The 19,844-nt window shown below is 61.2% G+C and carries 15 protein-coding genes; 12 read left to right on the forward strand and 3 right to left on the reverse strand.

The genetic code is table 11. The annotated features are described in order from the left end of the window. Window positions 1–5 precede the first annotated feature (5 nt). The 3 genes from ABWL43_RS26690 (at window position 6) to rarD (ending at window position 4,136) form a co-directional block, all read left to right on the forward strand. The gene (locus ABWL43_RS26690) at window positions 6–1,904 is read left to right on the forward strand and encodes a PhoX family protein (protein ID WP_404485484.1); all 1,899 of its coding nucleotides are present in this window, start codon (window positions 6–8) and stop codon (window positions 1,902–1,904) included. Between the two features lie 178 nt (window positions 1,905–2,082). Then, window positions 2,083–3,057: a serine/threonine protein kinase gene (locus ABWL43_RS26695; RefSeq protein ID WP_106575556.1), complete on the forward strand. Its 975-nt coding sequence runs from the start codon at window positions 2,083–2,085 to the stop codon at window positions 3,055–3,057. Window positions 3,058–3,251: 194 nt separating this feature from the next. After that, window positions 3,252–4,136, forward strand: coding sequence for an EamA family transporter RarD (gene rarD / locus ABWL43_RS26700; RefSeq protein ID WP_145157495.1), 885 nt, complete (start codon window positions 3,252–3,254; stop codon window positions 4,134–4,136). 222 nt (window positions 4,137–4,358) lie between these two features. On the opposite strand, the gene ABWL43_RS26705 is transcribed toward rarD, so the two are convergent. Beyond that, window positions 4,359–4,871: a glycine cleavage system protein R gene (locus tag ABWL43_RS26705; RefSeq protein ID WP_145157496.1), complete on the reverse strand. Its 513-nt coding sequence runs from the start codon at window positions 4,869–4,871 to the stop codon at window positions 4,359–4,361. A gap of 388 nt (window positions 4,872–5,259) precedes the next feature. Between ABWL43_RS26705 and ABWL43_RS26710 the strand changes: the two genes are divergently transcribed. Then, complete coding sequence (locus ABWL43_RS26710; RefSeq protein WP_242200703.1) at window positions 5,260–7,437, forward strand: malate synthase G; 2,178 nt, start codon at window positions 5,260–5,262, stop codon at window positions 7,435–7,437. 61 nt (window positions 7,438–7,498) lie between these two features. Here the strand turns inward: ABWL43_RS26710 and ABWL43_RS26715 are convergent, their stop codons facing one another. Beyond that, the gene (locus tag ABWL43_RS26715) at window positions 7,499–7,867 is read right to left on the reverse strand and encodes a hypothetical protein (protein WP_242200702.1); all 369 of its coding nucleotides are present in this window, start codon (window positions 7,865–7,867) and stop codon (window positions 7,499–7,501) included. A gap of 131 nt (window positions 7,868–7,998) precedes the next feature. Continuing rightward, a complete protein-coding gene (locus ABWL43_RS26720; protein ID WP_145157501.1) occupies window positions 7,999–8,445 on the reverse strand; it encodes a response regulator in 447 nt (148 codons plus the stop codon). A 246-nt stretch (window positions 8,446–8,691) separates the two neighbouring features. On the opposite strand from ABWL43_RS26720, the gene ABWL43_RS26725 reads away from it, so the two are divergent. The 8 genes from ABWL43_RS26725 to ABWL43_RS26760 all read left to right on the forward strand — a co-directional run bounded on the left by ABWL43_RS26725 (window position 8,692) and on the right by ABWL43_RS26760 (window position 19,828). After that, complete coding sequence (locus tag ABWL43_RS26725; protein WP_404485490.1) at window positions 8,692–10,626, forward strand: putative nucleotidyltransferase substrate binding domain-containing protein; 1,935 nt, start codon at window positions 8,692–8,694, stop codon at window positions 10,624–10,626. Beyond that, window positions 10,623–11,330 (forward strand): PolC-type DNA polymerase III, encoded by a 708-nt coding sequence (locus ABWL43_RS26730; protein ID WP_262209368.1) that lies wholly within the window; start codon window positions 10,623–10,625, stop codon window positions 11,328–11,330. Before ABWL43_RS26725 ends, ABWL43_RS26730 begins: the two co-directional genes overlap by 4 nt. Window positions 11,331–11,430: 100 nt before the next feature. Then, on the forward strand, window positions 11,431–11,949 hold the full coding sequence (locus ABWL43_RS26735) for an RNA polymerase sigma factor (RefSeq protein WP_124418608.1): 519 nt from the start codon (window positions 11,431–11,433) through the stop codon (window positions 11,947–11,949). Then, complete coding sequence (locus ABWL43_RS26740; RefSeq protein WP_404485494.1) at window positions 11,946–12,941, forward strand: FecR domain-containing protein; 996 nt, start codon at window positions 11,946–11,948, stop codon at window positions 12,939–12,941. The genes ABWL43_RS26735 and ABWL43_RS26740 overlap by 4 nt, the downstream gene beginning before the upstream one ends. Before the next feature lie 140 nt (window positions 12,942–13,081). Beyond that, window positions 13,082–15,907 carry an acyltransferase domain-containing protein gene (locus ABWL43_RS26745; RefSeq protein ID WP_404485497.1) on the forward strand — a complete coding sequence of 942 codons (2,826 nt, stop codon included), beginning with the start codon at window positions 13,082–13,084 and terminating at the stop codon, window positions 15,905–15,907. A gap of 146 nt (window positions 15,908–16,053) precedes the next feature. Then, complete coding sequence (locus ABWL43_RS26750; RefSeq protein ID WP_404485500.1) at window positions 16,054–18,483, forward strand: TonB-dependent siderophore receptor; 2,430 nt, start codon at window positions 16,054–16,056, stop codon at window positions 18,481–18,483. Between the two features lie 62 nt (window positions 18,484–18,545). Continuing rightward, a complete protein-coding gene (locus tag ABWL43_RS26755) occupies window positions 18,546–19,649 on the forward strand; it encodes a PepSY domain-containing protein (protein ID WP_262209374.1) in 1,104 nt (367 codons plus the stop codon). Beyond that, complete coding sequence (locus ABWL43_RS26760; RefSeq protein WP_119737602.1) at window positions 19,646–19,828, forward strand: hypothetical protein; 183 nt, start codon at window positions 19,646–19,648, stop codon at window positions 19,826–19,828. Before ABWL43_RS26755 ends, ABWL43_RS26760 begins: the two co-directional genes overlap by 4 nt. Window positions 19,829–19,844: the final 16 nt, after the last annotated feature.

Here is a 19,844-nt window from a genome sequence, read left to right on the forward strand (position 1 = left end):
CTGAAATGAGCCTATTAGAAGACAACCAAGCCACCGACCTCGAACAGATGGTCGGCCTCACCCGCCGCCGTTTCATCGGCGCGGGGGCCTTGTGCGGCGCCGCGATGTTCCTCGGCGGCAACCTGCTGAGCCGCAGCGCCCTGGCTGTCAACGCCGCGTTCAGCAGCCCGTTGCTGGGCTTCCCCAGCATCGCCGCCGACACCCGCGACGCCATCAGCCTGCCACCCGGCTACAGTGCTTCGGTGCTGATAAGCTGGGGCCAGCCATTGCACAAAAACGCGCCGGCGTTCGACCCCTCTGGCAACGGCACCGCCAAGGCCCAGGAGCAACAGTTCGGTGACAACAACGACGGGATGAGCCTGTTCGCCTTCCCCGGTGACGACAACCGCGCGCTGATGGCGATCAACAACGAATACACCAATTACCGTTACCTCTACGCCCACGGCGGCGCACCGCAATCGGCCGAAGACGTGCACAAGGCTCAGGCCAGTGAAGGCGTGTCGGTGATCGAAGTGCGGCGCACGGGCGACACCTGGCAGTTCGTGCAGGACTCGCGCTACAACCGGCGCATCCACGGCAACTCGCCGATCCGCCTGAGCGGTCCGGCGGCGGGTCACGACTGGCTGAAAACCCGCGCCGACAAAACCGGTAAAAAAGTCCTCGGCACCTTCCAGAACTGCGCCAACGGCAAGACCCCGTGGGGCACCTATCTGACGTGCGAAGAGAACTTCACCGACTGCTTTGGCAGCAGCAACCCACAACAGGCCTTCGACGCCGGGCAAAAACGCTATGGCGTGGTGGCAGCCAGCAAAGAGATCAACTGGCATCAACACGACCCGCGTTTCGACATGGCCAAGAACCCCAATGAACTCAATCGCCATGGTTGGGTGGTAGAAATCGACCCGTTCGACCCGCAATCCACGCCGACCAAACGCACCGCCCTGGGCCGCTTCAAGCACGAAAATGCCGCCCTGGCTGAAACCCGCGATGGCCGCGCCGTGGTGTACATGGGCGATGACGAGCGCGGCGAGTTTATCTACAAGTTCGTCAGCCGCGACAAGATCAACCACAAGAACCCCAAGGCCAACAAAGACCTGCTCGACCACGGCACCTTGTATGTGGCGGTCTTCGACGCAGGCGACGGCAACGCCGACCACCCCAAGGGCACCGGCCAATGGGTCGAACTCAGCCATGGCAAAAACGGCATCGACGCCAGCACCGGTTTCGCCAGCCAGGCCGAAGTGCTGATCCACGCGCGCCTGGCCGCCAGCGTGGTCAAGGCCACGCGCATGGACCGCCCGGAATGGATCGTGGTCAGCCCCACCGACGGCCAGGTTTATTGCACCCTCACCAACAACGCCAAGCGTGGTGAGGAAGGTCAGCCGGTAGGCGGCCCGAACCCGCGTGAGAAAAATGTCTACGGCCAGATCCTGCGCTGGAAAGCCGATGCCGATAACCATGGCTCCAACACGTTCTCCTGGGACCTGTTTGTAGTGGCCGGCAACCCCGGTGTGCATGCCGGCACGCCGAAGGGCGGCTCGTCCAATATCAACCCGCAAAACATGTTCAACAGCCCCGACGGCCTGGGTTTCGACAAGGCCGGGCGCCTGTGGATTCTCACCGATGGCGACTACAGCAACGCGGGTGACTTCGCCGGCATGGGCAACAATCAGATGCTCTGCGCCGACCCGAGCACCGGGGAAATCCGCCGGTTCATGGTCGGGCCAGTGGCGTGCGAGGTCACCGGCATCAGTTTTTCGCCGGATCAGAAGACGCTGTTTGTGGGCATTCAGCACCCGGGTGAAACCGGCGGTTCGACCTGGCCGGAGCATCTGCCGAACGGCAAGCCGCGTTCGTCGGTGATGGCGATTCGGCGCGATGATGGTGGGATTGTCGGCGCCTGATAGGCCCAATCGGGGGCAAGCCCCCTCCCACACTTGACCGCGTTCCTACAGGTTAAACGCGGTCTGCTGTGGGAGAGGACTTGCCCCCGATGAGGCCAGTACAGACACCACCTATCTATCGCCGTGTGCGTTACCATACCGGGCCGGACGCGGCGCCCTGCTGCGCGCAGGAGTTCGCATGGCCCATCCGTTTGAAACACTCACCCCCGACCTGGTTCTCGACGCTGTCGAAAGTATCGGCTTCCTCAGCGATGCTCGCATTCTGGCGCTCAACAGCTACGAAAACCGCGTCTACCAAGTGGGTATCGAAGACTCTGAACCGCTGATCGCCAAGTTCTATCGGCCACAGCGCTGGACCAACGAAGCGATCCTTGAAGAACACCGTTTCACCTTCGAATTGGCCGAGTGCGAAGTACCGGTGGTCGCCCCGTTGATCCACAACGGCGAAAGCCTGTTCGAACACGCGGGTTTCCGCTTCACCCTGTTTCCGCGCCGCGGTGGCCGTGCACCGGAGCCGGGCAATCTTGATCAGCTGTATCGCCTGGGTCAGCTGCTCGGCCGTTTGCACGCCGTCGGCTCAACGCGCCCGTTCGAACACCGCGAGGCGTTGGGGGTGAAGAACTTCGGTCACGACTCCCTCACGACCTTGCTGGAAGGCAACTTCATTCCGAAAAGCCTGCTGCCAGCCTACGAGTCCGTGGCCCGCGACCTGCTCAAGCGCGTGGAAGAGGTCTACAAAGCCACGCCGCACAAGAACATCCGCATGCACGGCGACTGCCACCCCGGCAACATGATGTGCCGCGACGAGATGTTCCATATCGTCGACCTGGATGACTGCCGCATGGGCCCGGCCGTACAGGATTTGTGGATGATGCTCGCCGGTGATCGGCAGGAATGCCTGGGCCAGCTGTCGGAATTGATGGACGGTTATCAGGAATTCCACGACTTCGACCCGCGCGAGCTGGCGCTGATCGAACCGCTGCGCGCCTTGCGCCTGATGCACTACAGCGCCTGGCTGGCGCGGCGCTGGGATGACCCGGCGTTCCCTCACAGCTTCCCGTGGTTCGGCAGCGAACGCTATTGGGGCGACCAGGTATTGGCGTTGCGTGAACAACTGTCGGCGCTCAATGAAGAACCGCTGAAACTGTTCTGAACCTGCCGCTAGGCCTCGTGGAAGCTGGCTTGTCGGGTCGCCGCATCGCTGCGATGCAGGCACCTCGGTGTATCAGTCACATCGAGGTGATGTCATCGCAGGCAGGCAAGCTCACACAGAAAAGCAGCGCCCCATCGCCTGACAAAAATCCTTACAATTGCGCCTTTGTCAGCTGCCTATGCAAGGATTCTGCAATGCAACCCGCCAACCCCCGCAAGGGTTACATCCTGGGCCTGAGCGCCTATGTCATCTGGGGCCTGTTCCCGATCTATTTCAAAGCCATCGCCAGCGTTCCCGCCGCCGAAATCATTGTGCACCGCGTGCTGTGGTCGGCGCTGTTTGGCGGTTTGCTGTTGATGGTGTGGAAACACCCGGGCTGGTTTCGTGAACTGCGCGATAACCCCAAGCGCCTGGCGATTCTGGCACTGAGCGGTGCGTTGATTGCCGCCAACTGGCTGACGTATGTGTGGTCGGTCAACAGCGGGCGCATGCTCGAAGCGAGCCTGGGTTATTACATCAACCCGCTGGTGAATGTGCTGCTGGGCATGCTGATTCTCGGCGAACGCCTGCGGCGCTTGCAGTGGATGGCCGTCGGGCTGGCGGCGGTGGGTGTGGCGCAGCAGGTATGGCAGGTGGGCAGTTTGCCGTGGGTGTCGCTGGTGCTGGCGCTGACCTTTGGCTTTTACGGGCTGATCCGCAAGCAGGCGCCCGTCAAGGCGCTACCGGGGTTGGTGGTGGAAACCTGGATGCTGGTGCCGATCGCTGTCGCCTGGCTGCTGTTCAACCCGTCGGCGCACAGCGCACAGCTTGAATTTTGGGGCACTTCCGAAGCCTGGTGGCTGGTGGCGGCCGGCCCGGTCACGCTGATCCCGCTGGTGTGTTTCAACGCTGCTGCGCGGCATTTGCCCTACACCGCCCTGGGTTTTTTGCAGTATGTGGCGCCCACTCTGGTGCTGTTGGAAGCGGTGTTCCTGTTCGGCGAACACTTGGCCACCAGCACGCTGATCGCGTTCGCGTTTATCTGGGCCGGCCTGGTGGTCTACAGCCTGGACGCCTGGCTGACCCTCCGCAAACGCTGATCAAATAACGTACGAACCTCTGCAAGCCACAGCGGGCCTGGCTTGCAGACATCCACCCCAAGGTTATCCACAACCTGATCCCCGCCATTTGTGCACAAGCCCTTGAAACTGCTCGTTTTTTGCTCAACTCGAAAAGAAGCCCGGCCGGCGTGGCCTGGCGCCGGGTCTCTACAGGTTATCCACAGGCCCATGCAAGATTTCCATGCATAACCCTGTGGGCCGTTATTCTTCGTGGTGCAACTCGACCATCAAGTCATCCGCCAGGGTTTCCAGGGACAGTTGCAAGGTATCCAGGGATAACGCTGTCGGCACCTGCAGCAATGCCTCGGCGGTAAACAACGGATCACCGCTCATGGGCGCCGGGCGCACATCCGTGCTCAGGCTTTCAAGGTTCACCCCCTGCTTGCTCAACAGCGCCGTGATTTCGCGCACGATGCCCGAACGGTCGTTGCCCACCAGCGTCATCAGGATCGCCTTGGACGCCGCGGTCTGCCCTGAACTGCCCTCACCCACCAGCACGCGAATGCCGTGTGTGGATAAGTCCTCCAGCGCATTCACCAAACCCTGACGACTTTCGGCGGGAACACTGACCCGCAGGATCCCGGCAAACTGCCCGGCCATGTGCGCCATTCGGCTCTCCAGCCAGTTGCCATCGTGGGCGGCAATATTCTGCGCAATGCGTTCAACCAGGCCGGGTTTGTCGGCGGCAATAATAGTGAGTACAAGATGGTCCATGGCGAAGCCCTCTGAATTCAATCTACAAGGTGGACGCAGGCGCCCTCGAAAACAAATCGTGTACCATTTTTATATTTATCTGGAACAATCTGATAGTTTTTTGAGAACATCCAATACCCCACTGTGACCGCACGACCAAAGTGGGTCGCTAAACGACGTATTTAGTCAAATTTTCACAACCGCAACTCATCATGTAGTATGCAAAACCGCGCACTACATAACGTTAGGTCGATGTCTGCCAAGGCACCAACGTATCGCGACAACCCGCCAGCCCAGCCGCCTTAACGGCATGTACTGGGGGATCGGGTTCGTGGTTTAAATGGCCAGAGGCTTCATTGGTAAATTGAAAAGCTGAAAAGCGCATAAGCTCCGCAGAGTGAGGCAAGCAATGACTGAACACGTTCAAGTCGGTGGCCTGCAGGTCGCCAAAGTCCTGTTCGACTTCGTGAACAACGAAGCCATTCCCGGTACCGGCATCACTGCCGACCAGTTCTGGGCCGGCGCCGACAAGGTCATTCACGACCTGGCACCGAAGAACAAAGCCCTACTCGCCAAACGCGACGATTTCCAGGCGCGGATCGATACCTGGCACCAGACCCACGCCGGCCAGGCCCACGACCCGGTGGCCTACAAAGCCTTCCTGCAAGACATCGGATACCTGCTGCCAGAAGCCGCAGACTTCCAGGCTTCGACCCAAAATGTCGATGACGAAATCGCCCGCATGGCCGGCCCTCAGCTGGTTGTGCCGGTGATGAACGCCCGTTTCGCCCTCAACGCATCCAACGCGCGCTGGGGCTCGCTGTATGACGCGCTGTATGGCACCGACGCCATCAGCGAAGCCGACGGCGCCGAGAAGGGTAAGGGCTACAACAAAGTGCGCGGCGACAAAGTGATTGCCTTCGCCCGTGCTTTTCTCGACGAAGCCGCGCCGCTCAGCGCCGGCAGCCATGTCGATTCCACCGGCTACAAGATCGCTGATGGCAAGCTCATCGTCAGCCTCAAAGGCGGCAGCAACAGCGGCCTGCGCGATGATGCACAACTGATCGGTTTCCAGGGGCCGGCGGACCAGCCGATCGCCATTTTGCTGAAACACAACGGCCTGCATTTCGAGATCCAGATCGACGCCAGCACGCCTGTCGGCCAGACCGATGCGGCCGGCGTCAAAGACGTGCTGATGGAAGCCGCGCTGACCACCATCATGGACTGCGAAGACTCCGTCGCCGCCGTCGATGCCGATGACAAAGTGGTGATCTACCGCAACTGGCTCGGCCTGATGAAGGGCGACCTGGCCGAAGAAGTGGCCAAGGGCGGCAAGACCTTCACTCGCACCATGAACCCCGACCGCGTCTACACCGGCGTGGATGGCCAGGACGTGACCTTGCACGGCCGTTCGCTGCTGTTCGTGCGCAACGTTGGCCACTTGATGACCATCGACGCGATCCTCGACAAAGACGGCAACGAAGTACCGGAAGGCATTCTCGACGGTCTGCTCACCAGCCTGGCGGCAATCCACAGCCTCAACGGCACCAGCAGCCGCAAGAACAGCCGCACCGGCTCCGTGTACATCGTTAAACCGAAAATGCACGGCCCGGAAGAAGCTGCGTTCACCAACGAGCTGTTTGGCCGTATCGAAGACGTGCTGAACCTGCCGCGCAACACGCTCAAAGTCGGGATCATGGACGAGGAGCGCCGCACCACGATCAACCTCAAGGCCTGCATCAAGGCTGCCAGCGAGCGTGTGGTGTTTATCAACACCGGCTTCCTCGACCGCACTGGCGACGAAATCCACACCTCCATGGAAGCCGGTGCGATGGTGCGCAAGGCGGCCATGAAGGCCGAGAAATGGATCGGCGCTTACGAGAACTGGAACGTCGATATCGGCCTGAGCACCGGCCTGCAAGGGCGTGCGCAGATCGGCAAAGGCATGTGGGCGATGCCCGACCTGATGGCGGCGATGCTTGAACAGAAAATCGCTCACCCACTGGCCGGCGCCAACACCGCTTGGGTACCTTCGCCCACGGCGGCTGCACTGCACGCGCTGCATTACCACAAGGTTGATGTGTTCGCGCGTCAGGCCGAACTGGCCAAACGCGAGCGCGCGTCGGTGGACGATATCCTGACCATTCCTCTGGCCAGCAACACCGATTGGTCCGACGAAGAAATCCGCAACGAGCTGGACAACAATGCCCAAGGCATCCTTGGTTATGTCGTGCGCTGGATCGATCAAGGCGTCGGCTGCTCGAAAGTGCCAGACATCAATGACGTCGGCCTGATGGAAGACCGCGCCACCCTGCGCATCTCCAGCCAGCACATCGCCAACTGGCTGCGCCATGGCATCGTCAACGAAGCCCAAGTGATGGAAAGCCTCAAGCGCATGGCGCCGGTGGTAGACCGTCAAAATGCGGGGGATGCGCTGTATCGCCCCTTGGCGCCGGATTTCGACAGCAACATCGCGTTCCAGGCAGCGGTGGAGTTGGTGATTGAAGGGACCAAGCAACCCAATGGTTACACCGAGCCGGTGTTGCACCGTCGGCGCCGTGAGTTCAAAGCCAAAATGGGTGTGTAACTAGCGAATGGAGACGTCCCTGATCAAAAGATCAGGGACTGATCCTGCAAGAGCAATCAAGTCACGGATAGAGGTAGTTCAACTCAGCCGTCCCCTTGATCTCCAGGTCGCGCCTTCCATCGTTAAACTTCCCACTGAACGAATACTTTAAGTTGTCGGTTGAGTTGGCGGACGTCACTTCGACCGTTCCGGCAACAGGCAGAAGCATATCGCCCATGCTGCATCCGAATCTGGAATCAGCCTCTTCGAACTTGTACGTCGTGGTGCCATCCTCGATGGCGGGAACAAATGACATCGAGACTGAAGTACGGGTCGCAGAATCTGTACTTTGAAAGTGATTACTGTCACCCGAAACGCTCGTGGAGCTGGTGGTGCGTAAAAGCTTACCGTTGTGGAAAATGTCCGCTTTAATCTTGCCAGCGATTTTCATGACTGACTCCTGGTGGTGAGTGAAGGGGGCGACCATTCCCGACCGCCGCGCACTCATCCAGTAAACAGCCCCACCTATTGCTTGCCTACTGTCAGAATTGACAGTGCTTATCTGATACCGACCAGTGGAAGTTACTGCGCCATTCCCAACTCGCGCTTGACCATCTTCGCCAACTTCACGCTGTCGATAGGCTTGAGCAAAAAGTCCACCACACTCAAGTGCATTGCATCGATGACATCCGGCGCTTCAGCGTCCCCGGACATGATGATGATCGGTAGCGCCGCCCGAGGAGAGCTGCGCACTTGGCGAATCAATTCCAGGCCATTGCTCGGCGCCATACGCAGGTCGGTAATCAGCAAACCGATGGAGCTGCTGGAGCTCAACAAATCCCACGCCGCCTCTCCACTGTCGGCGGTCATGCAGCGAATGCCGTCCAGGCCCAGAATCTCCGCCAGCAATTCGCGTGCATCTTTGTCGTCGTCGACGATCAACACACGTTGTGGCGGTAAATCAGGCTCCAGCATCACAGCGCTCAGTGCCTCGCGCTCTGCATCACTCAAAATATCGTGGTCGGGCATACGTTTCTCAGCAGTTTTCATCAATCTCCCAGCACACTCGTCAGACATCTGCGGAAGGGCGAACAATGTGCACTTCGTCGGAAAGTTTGACTAGTGGGCGTTCTACGGGGTTTGCACGGTAGCCATGTAAGGTTTTTCCCTAGTCGCCAATGATTTGACCGCTACCTAGACTTACGTCCAATGGGCACCCAGGGCACGGGGGCCGACCATAAAGGACGATAACGACAAGAAACTGCGGTCACTGTTATGAGTAAAGCTGATGCTTTCACGCAGGCGGGAAAAACCGCCGTGTTGCAGAACATCCACGGCACCCTGCAATTCCTGCAACGCTTTCCCCCGTTCAACCAGATGGAAAGCGCACACCTGGCGTATCTGGTCGAACAGTGCCAACTGCGCTTCTACGGCCAAGGCGACAGCATCCTCAAGCCGTCGGGCGGGCCGGTGGAGCACTTTTTCATCGTCAAGCAAGGCCGCGTGGTCGGCGAGCGCCCGCTGCTCAATCAAGATGCGACGCAAACCACCTTCGAAATCACCACCGGCGAGTGTTTCCCCCTCGCTGCGCTGCTGGGCGAACGCGCGACCCGCACCGAGCACAAGGCCGCCGAAGACACCTTCTGCCTGCAACTGAACAAGCCGGCCTTTATAAAGCTGTTCGCGCTTTCGAGCCCGTTTCGCGACTTCGCCCTGCGCGGCGTCAGCAGCCTGCTGGACCAAGTGAACCAGCAGGTGCAGCAAAAAGCCGTGGAAACCCTCGGCACTCAATATTCGTTAAACACGCGTCTGGGCGAATTGGCCATGCGCCATCCGGTCACTTGCAGCCCGAGCACGCCGCTGCGCGAGGCGGTCACACTGATGCATGAGCAGCAAGTGGGCAGCATCGTGATCGTCGACGCACACAAGGCGCCTCTGGGGATTTTCACCTTGCGCGACCTGCGTCAGGTAGTGGCCGATGGCATCAGTGACTTCAATCAGGTCATCGAATGCCATATGACCCAGGCGCCGTTCTATTTGAGCCCGGACCACAGCGCCTTCGATGCCGCGATTGCCATGACCGAACGGCACATCGCCCATGTGTGCCTGGTCAAAGACCAGCGCCTGTGTGGCGTGGTGTCCGAGCGCGACCTGTTTTCTCTGCAGCGGGTGGACCTGGTGCACCTGGCGCGCACCATCCGCAATGCACCACGCGTGGAAAACCTGGTGGCGATTCGCGGTGAGATCGGCCAATTGGTCGAACGCATGCTCGCCCATGGCGCGTCGTCCACCCAGATCACCCACATTATTACGCTGCTCAACGATCACACCGTGTGCCGGGTGATCGAACTGACCCTGGCCGACAAGGGCGACCCCGGCGTGCCGTTCAGTTGGTTGTGTTTTGGCAGCGAGGGCCGCCGCGAGCAGACGCTGTATACCGACCAGGACAACGGCATCCTGTTCGACGCCAAGGATGCCGCCGAAGCCGCCGAGATTCGCGGCCGCTTGTTGCCCTTGGCACAGCAGATCAACCAGAGCCTGGCGTTGTGCGGTTTCAGCCTGTGCAAGGGCAACATCATGGCCGGCAACCCCGAACTGTGCCTGTCGCGGGCCGAATGGGCGCGACGCTTCGGGGCGTTAATCCGTGAGGCCACGCCGGAGAACCTGCTGGGGTCGAGCATCTATTTCGATTTGCGCGTGGTGTGGGGCGATGAACAGGGCTGCGAGCAACTGCGCCAGGGCATTCTCGATCAAGTCGCGGACAACCGGCTGTTCCAACGCATGCTGGCCGAAAACGCCTTGCGTCAGCGCCCGCCGGTGGGGCGTTTCCGCGATTTTGTGCTGACGCGCAAAGGCGGCGAAAAGGCCACCCTCGACCTCAAGATGCAAGGCCTTACGCCCTTTGTCGATGGCGCGCGCCTGCTGGCCCTGGCCAATGGCATCCACGCCAACAACACCCTGGAGCGGCTGCGCCAGTTGGTGGACAAAGAAGTCATCGAGCGATTGGACGGCGCCGCGTACGAAGAGGCCTACCACTTCATCCAGCAAACCCGCATGCAGCAGCACCAACTGCAAACCCGCGAGAACCAGCCGTATTCCAACCGCGTCGACCCCGACAGCCTCAACCACCTGGACCGACGCATCCTGCGTGAATCCCTGCGTCAGGCGCAGCGCCTGCAAAGCAGCCTGACCTTTCGGTACCAACTGTGAGTTTGTTCAGCTGGCTGCGTGCGAAAAAGCCCGGGCTCGACGCGACCCAGCAGAGGCGCTTGGCGCAGCTGCCCGCACCTGCCGTGCTGGGGGATGGCGCCTTGCGCAACCAGCGCTGGGTAGTGGTCGACCTGGAAACCAGCGGCCTGAACCTCAACCGCGACCACGTGCTGTCCATTGGCGCGGTGGTGATTGAGGACGGTGCGGTGGATTTCTCGCAAATGTTCGAGCGCACCTTGCACCGTGCCGAAACGAAGCTCAGCCCCAGCGTGCTGATTCACGGCCTGGGCCCCAGCGCCATCGCTGCCGGCACCGACCCGGTCGAGGCGCTGCTGGACTTCATGGCGTTTGTTGGCGACAGCCCGCTGCTGGCGTTCCATGCCCCCTTCGATCAACACATGCTGAGCCGCGCACTCAAGGACAGCCTGGGCTATCGCCTGGCGCACCCGTTCCTCGACGTCGCCGACATCGCCCCGCTGCTGTGCCCCGACGCGAATATCCGTGAAGCCGGGCTGGACGACTGGATCAACCACTTCATGCTGCAGGTCGGTGAGCGCCATCACGCCAGCGCCGACGCCCTGGCCACGGCAGAGTTGATGCTCATCCTGTTGAGCCGTGCGCGTGCGCAGCACATCGACTCCCCGCAGGCGCTTCAAACGCGCGTGAGCCAATGGAAACGGCGCAAACAAGCGCCATCGTTTTAATAGCACCGCCCGACAGACGCCAATTGCGCGCGTTCCTTGCCTCTGACACAATCGCGAATAATTCTCGTTAGTTTAAACCCCTTGTTTATTCGGTGATGCCTTGTCGTCGGTCCAGACCCCACACACTGAGCTTGTTGGCGCGTTGTATCGCGACCATCGTGGCTGGCTGTTGGCGTGGCTGCGGCGCAACGTGGCCTGCCCGAGCCGCGCCGAAGACCTGAGCCAGGACACGTTCATGCGCCTGCTGGGCCGTGACGAGTTGCGCGAACCCCGCGAGCCACGGGCGTTTCTGGTGGCTATCGCCAAGGGACTGCTGTTCGACTACTTCCGGCGTGCGGCCCTGGAACAGGCCTACCTCACTGAACTGATGCTGATCCCGGAAAGCGAACACCCGTCGCCGGAAGAGCAGCAACTGATCCTCGAAGACCTCAAGGCCATCGACCGCTTGCTCGGCAAACTGTCGAGCAAGGCCCGCGCCGCCTTCCTCTATAACCGCCTCGACGGCCTGGGCCACGCCGACATTGCGCAGCGTCTTGGGGTGTCGGTGCCCCGCGTGCGCCAGTACCTGGCCCAAGGCATTCGCCAGTGTTACATCGCACTGTATGGCGAGCCGCTGTGAGCGTGGTCAGCGCCAAGCCGGTCTCGGCGCGCGTGCTGGATGCCGCGATTGCGTGGCAACTGTCTCTGGATTCAGGTGACGGCAGCTTCGTTGCACAGGAAGAATTCGCCAAATGGCTGGCCAGCGATGAAGAACATGCGCGCGCCTGGCGCCAGCTGGGCATGCTCGACCAGCGCTTCAGCGTGGCCTCAGGGCCCGCGCGCGCGGCGCTGCTGCAGTCGCGCGAAGGCATTCGCCAGCGCGTGCGCAAGCTTGGACGCGGCGTGGCAAGCATCGCGCTGCTCTGCGCCCTGGCCTTGTTTGCCGGTGAGCGTTATGTGCCGATCCATTATTGGCTGGCCGACCAACGCACCGCCACGGGCGAGCAACGCACGCTGAAACTGGCGGACGGCACGCTGATCAACCTCAATACCCACACGGCCATCGACGTGCGTTTCGACGAAAAACGCCGGCTGATCGTGTTGCAGGAAGGCGAAATTCTGGTCGAAACCGGCCACAACGATGCACGCCCGTTTTATGTACAAACCCGCGATGGCAGCCTGCGAGCGCTGGGGACGCGGTTTATCGTCAAGCGCGAAGACCACGCCACACGCCTGAGCGTGCTGCAGTCCGCCGTGGCTGCCCAGCCCCAGGCGCTGCACAAGGAACAGATCTTCAAGGAAGGCCAGCAAGTGCTGATGCGCAGCGACAGCCTCGACCCTGCGCGTGCCGTCTCTGCCGCCGCCGACGCCTGGACGCGCGGCATGCTGGTGGTCGACAACGCCCGCCTGGGCGATGTGGTCGAGGAACTCAGCCGCTACCGCAGCGGCTATCTGGGTGTGGATAAAACTGTGGCCGATCTGCGCATCACCGGCAGCTTCCCGCTGCACGACACGACGCTGGCGCTGAACGCGCTGCTGCCGACGCTGCCGGTACAGATCGAGCAGCACACACCGTGGTGGACCCAGGTGGTCGCAAGGCCGGCGCAAGGCGGTTCGGTTAGCAATAATTGAATCGAACCTATCTCGAAACGTTACAAAAAACTGTCATTTCTCACAGGTACGTCGCCCTTTTTTTTGCCATCCAATGAGCCTTCGTTTTTTCCAGCACTCTGCTGGTGAAGCGATCCTGTTCGGCTAACGAGGATGGACCCATGTCAACCCAACTCAACATCTACAGTCAGAACTATGTCTTCGCCTTTCCTGGCCAAGGGAGCGATCCGTGCGGCGCTCTGGCAGAGCTGTATCAGCATGTGCCCGAAACCAGGGACCGAATTGACACGATTCTGGCAATCATCGAAACCGAGGCGGCGGCGCACGAACCTGATCCCCATCCGGGGTTGATCACCCAGGTTCTGTTGACCCGCGATCACGCCCTGCCGCTGCCTTCGGGTGTGGCGCAACTGGCGCTGTATGGCGCTGCGGTGGTGCTTAACCAGTTGCTGCAGGCAACGGGCATTGTTCCCTCCCTGATTGTTGCGCAAAGCTTCGGCGAAATTGCTGCCCGGGTGTGTGGTGGCGTGCTCGACATTGCCCAGGGTGCCCGCGCGGTATGCGCCCTCAACGCCGCCTACCGCAGCGAGGAGGGGCGAGGCAGCATGTTGCTGGTCAACCTTTCAGCGCAGGACACGCAAGCGCTGCTGGACCGCTACCCCGAGTCGAATCTGGTGCTGGGCTCCGTCAACGCGCCAGCCCAATGCATCATCAGCGGCGAGACCGCAGACCTGGAGCACTTGCTTGCTCACCACGATGACAGCGCGCCCCCCTTGCGCCCGGTCTCGATCGCTTACGCGTCGCACTATCCGCCTCACACGGAAGTCGCCCGGCGACTTCACGAAAACCTGCAGCCGCTGGCACCCAAACCCTTCAAAACACCGATCTACTCAACCGTGCTGGGGCGTCGCTACGAACCCGAGGACGATTTGCATCACATGTTTACCCTGGGCGTCACGCAACCCACCAACCTGCCCCACACGTTGGCGCAACTGCCGACGGACAAACACACTGTGTTTATCGACCTTGGGGTGAACAGCGGCCTGTCGGTGTGCATACGCAAAAGCCTGCACCCTGCACAGACCTACGCGCCGCTGGCGCAACCTATCGAAACCCTGCGCCATTTGCTGGTCAATGCGCCCGAAGCACACAAGGCCGTGGTTGCCTTGCGCCAGCTGGCCAACGGGCCAGTCGATGCCGAAGTTCACGCGCAGATGGCGAAGATTTTCAGCGACCCCGAACTCCATCCTCGCGCCAACCAGAGTTTTCATGAGGGTCATCGGCACACCTACCAACGCCTGCAGCACCTGATGCGCCAGCTGCCCGACGGTATCCATGGCTTTGCGCAGCCGCAGTTATTGATGGCCGAGGCCACCCACGCGGCGCTCAATGATCCCTCGCTGTTCATGGGCTGCGTGATTCAGCAGGGGTTGTGTATCGGTACGCTGCTGGCGTTCGAGCAGGATCACCCGAGCGCCACTCAGTGGCGACGCAAGCTGGAGGCCGGTGAGCGTCTGGGGGTTTACGCGCTGACCGAGATAGGTCGCAGCAACTCCCACATGGGCGCGTGTGTCGAGGCCGTATTCGACGCCGACACACGCACCTTCGTGCTCAACACACCGAACAAGGCCGCGCTTAAATTCGCCAACGTCGGGATCAGCAACCTGGACAAGCTGGGCGTGGTGTTTGCCCAATTGATCGTTCAGGGCCAGCCCTGTGGCGTATTCGCGTTCATGCTGCCATTGAGTGACGCCAACGGCCCGCGCCCGGGAGTTTCCATGTCGTCACCGGCGGAAATCCGCGCAGTGCCGCTGGATTACGGCCTGGCGAGTTTTGACAACGTGCGCCTGCCCTTCGACGCGTGGCTGCGCGATGGCGCTTCGATCGACGCGTCCAACCAGTTCCACGACCCACTGGGCAGTACGGATCGTCGCCTGATTCGCTCACTGTTTGCGCCCAAGAATGTGTGGGCGATGGTCGGCGTCGGCTTGAGTTCGGTGATGCTTGCCTGTTCAACCCTGGCCTTGACCCATGCCAACCGACGCACGACCCAGGCGCGGATCGGCAACGGCACCGGCCTGCTGGCGTTTCGTACCCAACGTCGCGCGCTGTTCGGTTGCCTGGCCACGGCCTATGTCATGAAGTGCTTTGCCAACGACTCCGCCCGCCTGTGGATTGAAGGCACGGCCAGTCAGGCGTCACTGCACACCACCGGCACAGGCGACGTGACGTGGACACCGTGGGCCGCCATCAGCCAAACCCTGGCGCTGACCAAGGCGCTGTGTGCACCCGCCGCCGAGGCGCTGGCGACAGAGTGTCGGTTGCGCTGCGGGGTGGCCGGTGCGCTCAACCTCAATCGCTTCGCCGACTACGAAGGCATGGCCAAAATCTACCAGGACGCCGGTGGCAATAACCGCATGATCCTGCTGGACGCCGCCAAGGTACTGATCGGCCAACCCTTGAGTGAACCCACACCGCCCAACCCCCAGGCCGGGCTGGATGACACCGAATACTGGCAAGCCATGGCTCACACCCTGGAGTACCGTCTGCTCAAGCAGGTGGCCGACCATGTTGCCCGGCACCGTGGCGAGGGAGAGGACGACATGCAGGTCTGGAACGCGCAGTTGATGGTCGTTGCCCGCGCAGGAGAGGCCTACGCCCAGCGCCTTGCCATCCAAAGCGCAATCCGCGCCGGCAGCTTGCTGCCCCGAGGGTTGGCCAAGGAACTGGGCAACGCGCTGTGCGGCCTCTACGTGTTGGACTACCTGAACAAGCATGCTGCCTGGTTCATCAGCGAGGGCCTTATGGACATCGCCCGCTACCGCGCCCTTGAGGCACGGCTTGATTCGCTGAGCGACTTGCTGGCCACACAGGTTGACGTGTTGATCGAGGCCTTCGGTCATGGCGCAGCCACACGCGCGGCAATCACCCAGACCGATCACTACCCCGACGCCCTGGCCGACAAACTGCAGTGGGCGGTCGGCTGAAAAACCCAGGCACCCTGAGCCTTGAGGGCCATGCCGTACGAACAGTTGCGCACATTCGCAGATTTATTTTCGCTTGGCCCTATCACTTTTTGATTCTCGTCCGGCACCTAGGCAATTGAGAAATGTTTCCATTCAGGAGCCGCCCTATGTCCCGCACGCTAGACACCTTGTTGCGCCCCAGCCTGTTAGCCGTGGCCATTGCCCTCAGCGCCCCGCTGGCGAGCACCACGCTGATCGCCGCCGAACAGGCTTCCAGCGTGCGCGCCTACAACCTGCCGGCTGCGCCGTTGGCCAGCACGCTCAACCAGATCGCCAGCCAGGCCGGCCTTGCGCTGACCCTCAACCCAGCATTGGCGTCGGGCAAGACCTCAGCACCGGTCAAAGGCCAGTTCGATGCGCAGGGCGCGCTGCGAGAGGCGTTGCGTGGCACCGGGCTGCAACTGGAGCAAAGCAGCGCGGGCACGTTTACGCTGGTGGCGATTCCGGAAGGCGTTGTGGCGTTGGCTGAGACCAGCATCATTGCTCAAGGCAACACTGAAAGTGCATGGGGCCCGGTGACTGGCTACCTGGCGACGCGCACTGCGGCCGGCACCAAGACCGACACCGCACTGGTTGAAGCACCACGCTCGATCTCTGTTGCGACCCGCGAGCAGATGCAGGACCGCAACGTCCAGAACCTCGATGATGCCGTCAAATACATGCCTGGCATCGTATCGTCCAGCTACGGCAGCGACACCCGTTACGACTGGATGCGCGTGCGCGGATTCGAACCGACGCAATTCCTCGACGGCCTGCCATTGCCGCGCGGCGTGTACGCCAACCCAAAAGCCGAAACCTGGAACCTTGACCGTCTCGCTCTGCTGCGTGGCCCCGCCTCGTCGATCTATGGCCAGACACCACCGGGCGGCCTGCTGGACATGGTCAGCCGCCGTCCCAGCGAGGAATCGAGCCATGCTATCCAGTTGCAATACGGCAGTGACAACTACCGCCAGATCAACTTCGACAGCACCGGCAAAATCGATGATGAAGGCCAGTTCCTGTACGGCGTCAGCGGCGTGGTACGCGATGCCGGCACCCAGGTCGATCACATCGACAACAAGCGCTACAACATCGCGCCGAGCCTGACCTGGAATATTGATACCGACACCAAACTGACCCTGCTCTCGCAGTTCACCCGCGACGATACCGGCACCACCAGCCAGTTCATGCCGATCCAGGGCACCAAGATCAAATCGCCGCTGGGCGACGTTTCCCACCACAAGAACCTCGGCGATCCGGACTACGAGTTCTACGACCGTACCTACTACGCACTGGGCTATGCGTTCGAGCACCGTTTCAACGACACCTGGCAGTTCAAGCAGAACCTGCGTTACACCAAGTCGGAGCTGGATTTCCAGCAACTGACCGTGGGTTCCTTTGCCTACTCCCCGGCCGATGCAGCGGGCGATATCAGCCGGTCGACCACCAACGTTGACGAAAACATCGGCCAGTTGGCGCTCGACAACAACTTCCAGGCTGACTTCGCAACGGGCGACATTACCCACACGCTGCTGCTGGGCCTGGATCACCAGCGTACGGATACCTCTTACCGCGCGATATACGGTACAGCGTCGGGTATCAACATCTTCAACCCGATCAACACCCAGCCGACGCTGCGCCCGACGGACGTCCGACCGTTTTACGACTACAACCAGAAAACCGTGCAAACCGGCCTCTACGTGCAGGACCAGATGGCTCTGGACAAGTGGCGCCTGACCCTGGGCGGGCGTGAAGACTGGGTGCATCAAGGCACCACCTACTTCAACGACAACGATGCGACCAACACCGACCGCATCAAACACTTCAGTGGCAACGCGGCGCTGAGCTATGTGTTCGATTCGGGTTTCGTACCGTACCTGTCTTACGCCGAGTCGTTCCAGCCGGCGAGCAACGCAGATACAAATGCGCTCAAGACGTTCAAACCGACCGAAGGCAAACAGTGGGAAATGGGGGTGAAGTACCAGCCGCCCGGCTCCAACACGTTGCTGAGCGCGGCGGTCTATGACCTGACCCAGAAGAACGTGCAGGTGACCACCCTCGGCTCAGGCGGCCAGCAAATCAACAGCCAGACCGGCGAAGTGAAGGTCAAGGGCCTGGAACTGGAAGCCGTGTCTGACGTGAACGAGAACCTCAAGGTCATCGCCGCCTACACCCTGGCAAAATCCGAGGTGCAAAAAGGCATCTACAAAGGCAACCGCCTGACATTGATGCCAAACCAGCAAGCCTCGCTGTGGACTGACTACACCTGGCACAGCGGCGTACTTGACGGTTTCGGTATCGGTTTTGGTGCCCGCTACACTGGCAACACCTATGGCGACCAGGCCAACACCTGGTTGGGCAAGGCCAACGCCTACACCGTGTTCGATGGTTCGGTGCATTACGACCTGGGCCGTCTGGATAACAGCCTGAAAGGCGCATCGGTTAAATTGAACGCCACCAACCTGTTCAACAAAGACTACCTTTCCACCTGCGACGGCAACTACTGCTACTTCGGTGACCAGCGCAGCGTAGTCGCCAGCGCTACCTACCAGTGGTAATTGGCTGAGCTAATAACCAGGCCGTCCCCCGGGGCGGCTTCGGTGTGTCTGAAGGCTAGAAAATGAAAAGCAAAACCATCCGCCGCTGGTCCTTCATCCACACCTGGACCAGCCTGATCTGCACAGTCTTCCTGCTGCTGCTCGCCCTCACCGGCCTGCCGTTGGTGTTTCACCATGAGATCGATCACCTGCTGGGCAATGAGCCTGAACTGGCGCAGATGCCCGCTGACACCCCGCAGCTGAACCTTGAGCAACTGGTGGCCAAAGCCCAGGCGCATCGCCCAGGTGAGGCGATGCAATACCTGGCGTGGGACGAAGACGACAAGAACGGCGTGATCGCAATCATGGCCGCCACGGCTGGCACCGAACCCAACTCGTCGCACACTTTCATGCTCGATGCGCGCACCGGTGAAGCCGTCGAAACCCCAGCGGCCAATGGCGGGCTGACGCTGTTCCTGCTGCGCCTGCATGTGGACATGTTCGCCGGCCTGCCGGGCAAGTTGCTGCTGGCCTTCATGGGCCTTTTGTTTGTGCTGGCGATTGTCTCGGGCACGGTGCTGTACCTGCCGTTCATGCGCCGCTTGAAGTTCGCCACCGTGCGCCAGGACAAGTCCACGCGCTTGCGTTGGCTCGACCTGCACAACCTGATCGGCGTGGTCACGTTGACCTGGGCGCTGGTGGTGGGCGTGACCGGTGTGATCAGCGCCTGCGCCGACCTGATCATCGCCGCCTGGCGCCAGGACAGCCTCAGCGCGATGATCGAACCCTACAAAAACGCGCCGCCACTGACCCAACGCGCGCCAGCCACCGAGCTGCTGAGCATTGCCGCCAAGGCCGCGCCCGGCATGGAGCCGGACTTTATCGCCTTCCCCGGCACGCGTTTTTCCAGTGAGCACCATTACGCGGTGTTCATGAAGGGCAGCACGCACCTGACCTCGCACCTGCTCACGCCGGTGCTGATCGACGCCAGCACCCTGGCCGTCACCGCTATCGCTGAGCGGCCGTGGTACATGGACGCCATGGGCATGTCGCAGCCATTGCACTTTGGTGACTACGGCGGCATGCCGATGAAGGTTCTCTGGGCAGTGCTCGATGTGCTGACCATCATCGTGCTGGGCAGCGGCGTTTACCTGTGGATCGTGCGGCGCAAGGCGGCCAGGGTATGAAGCCGCGGCAGTCGAACTTCTGGAAGGTGTTTGGCATTCCGCTGGGAATTGGCGTGCTCAGCGCGGCCGGGTTGTTTGCCGCGTTGCTCGGCGATGGGCTGTGGGACTCATTGAGCTGGGTCGGTTTGGGGATTCCTGCAGTCATTGGTGTTTGGGCGTTATTCAAGCGGCGCGGCTGAGGGCGCTATCGCTGGC

The sequence above is a fragment of the Pseudomonas sp. HT11 genome (assembly GCF_044875395.1).
GTDB lineage: Bacteria > Pseudomonadota > Gammaproteobacteria > Pseudomonadales > Pseudomonadaceae > Aquipseudomonas.

Excerpts from the sequence above, each read along its gene's own strand:
- ABWL43_RS26760 (WP_119737602.1), top strand. The coding sequence starts at position 19,646 with ATGAAGCCGCGGCAGTCGAACTTCTGGAAGGTGTTTGGCATTCCGCTG.
- ABWL43_RS26755 (WP_262209374.1), top strand. The coding sequence starts at position 18,546 with ATGAAAAGCAAAACCATCCGCCGCTGGTCCTTCATCCACACCTGGACC.
- ABWL43_RS26705 (WP_145157496.1), bottom strand. The coding sequence starts at position 4,871 with ATGGACCATCTTGTACTCACTATTATTGCCGCCGACAAACCCGGCCTG.
- ABWL43_RS26725 (WP_404485490.1), top strand. The coding sequence starts at position 8,692 with ATGAGTAAAGCTGATGCTTTCACGCAGGCGGGAAAAACCGCCGTGTTG.
- ABWL43_RS26750 (WP_404485500.1), top strand. The coding sequence starts at position 16,054 with ATGTCCCGCACGCTAGACACCTTGTTGCGCCCCAGCCTGTTAGCCGTG.
- ABWL43_RS26720 (WP_145157501.1), bottom strand. The coding sequence starts at position 8,445 with ATGCCCGACCACGATATTTTGAGTGATGCAGAGCGCGAGGCACTGAGC.
- ABWL43_RS26690 (WP_404485484.1), top strand. The coding sequence starts at position 6 with ATGAGCCTATTAGAAGACAACCAAGCCACCGACCTCGAACAGATGGTC.
- rarD (WP_145157495.1), top strand. The coding sequence starts at position 3,252 with ATGCAACCCGCCAACCCCCGCAAGGGTTACATCCTGGGCCTGAGCGCC.
- ABWL43_RS26745 (WP_404485497.1), top strand. The coding sequence starts at position 13,082 with ATGTCAACCCAACTCAACATCTACAGTCAGAACTATGTCTTCGCCTTT.
- ABWL43_RS26715 (WP_242200702.1), bottom strand. The coding sequence starts at position 7,867 with ATGAAAATCGCTGGCAAGATTAAAGCGGACATTTTCCACAACGGTAAG.
- ABWL43_RS26710 (WP_242200703.1), top strand. The coding sequence starts at position 5,260 with ATGACTGAACACGTTCAAGTCGGTGGCCTGCAGGTCGCCAAAGTCCTG.
- ABWL43_RS26695 (WP_106575556.1), top strand. The coding sequence starts at position 2,083 with ATGGCCCATCCGTTTGAAACACTCACCCCCGACCTGGTTCTCGACGCT.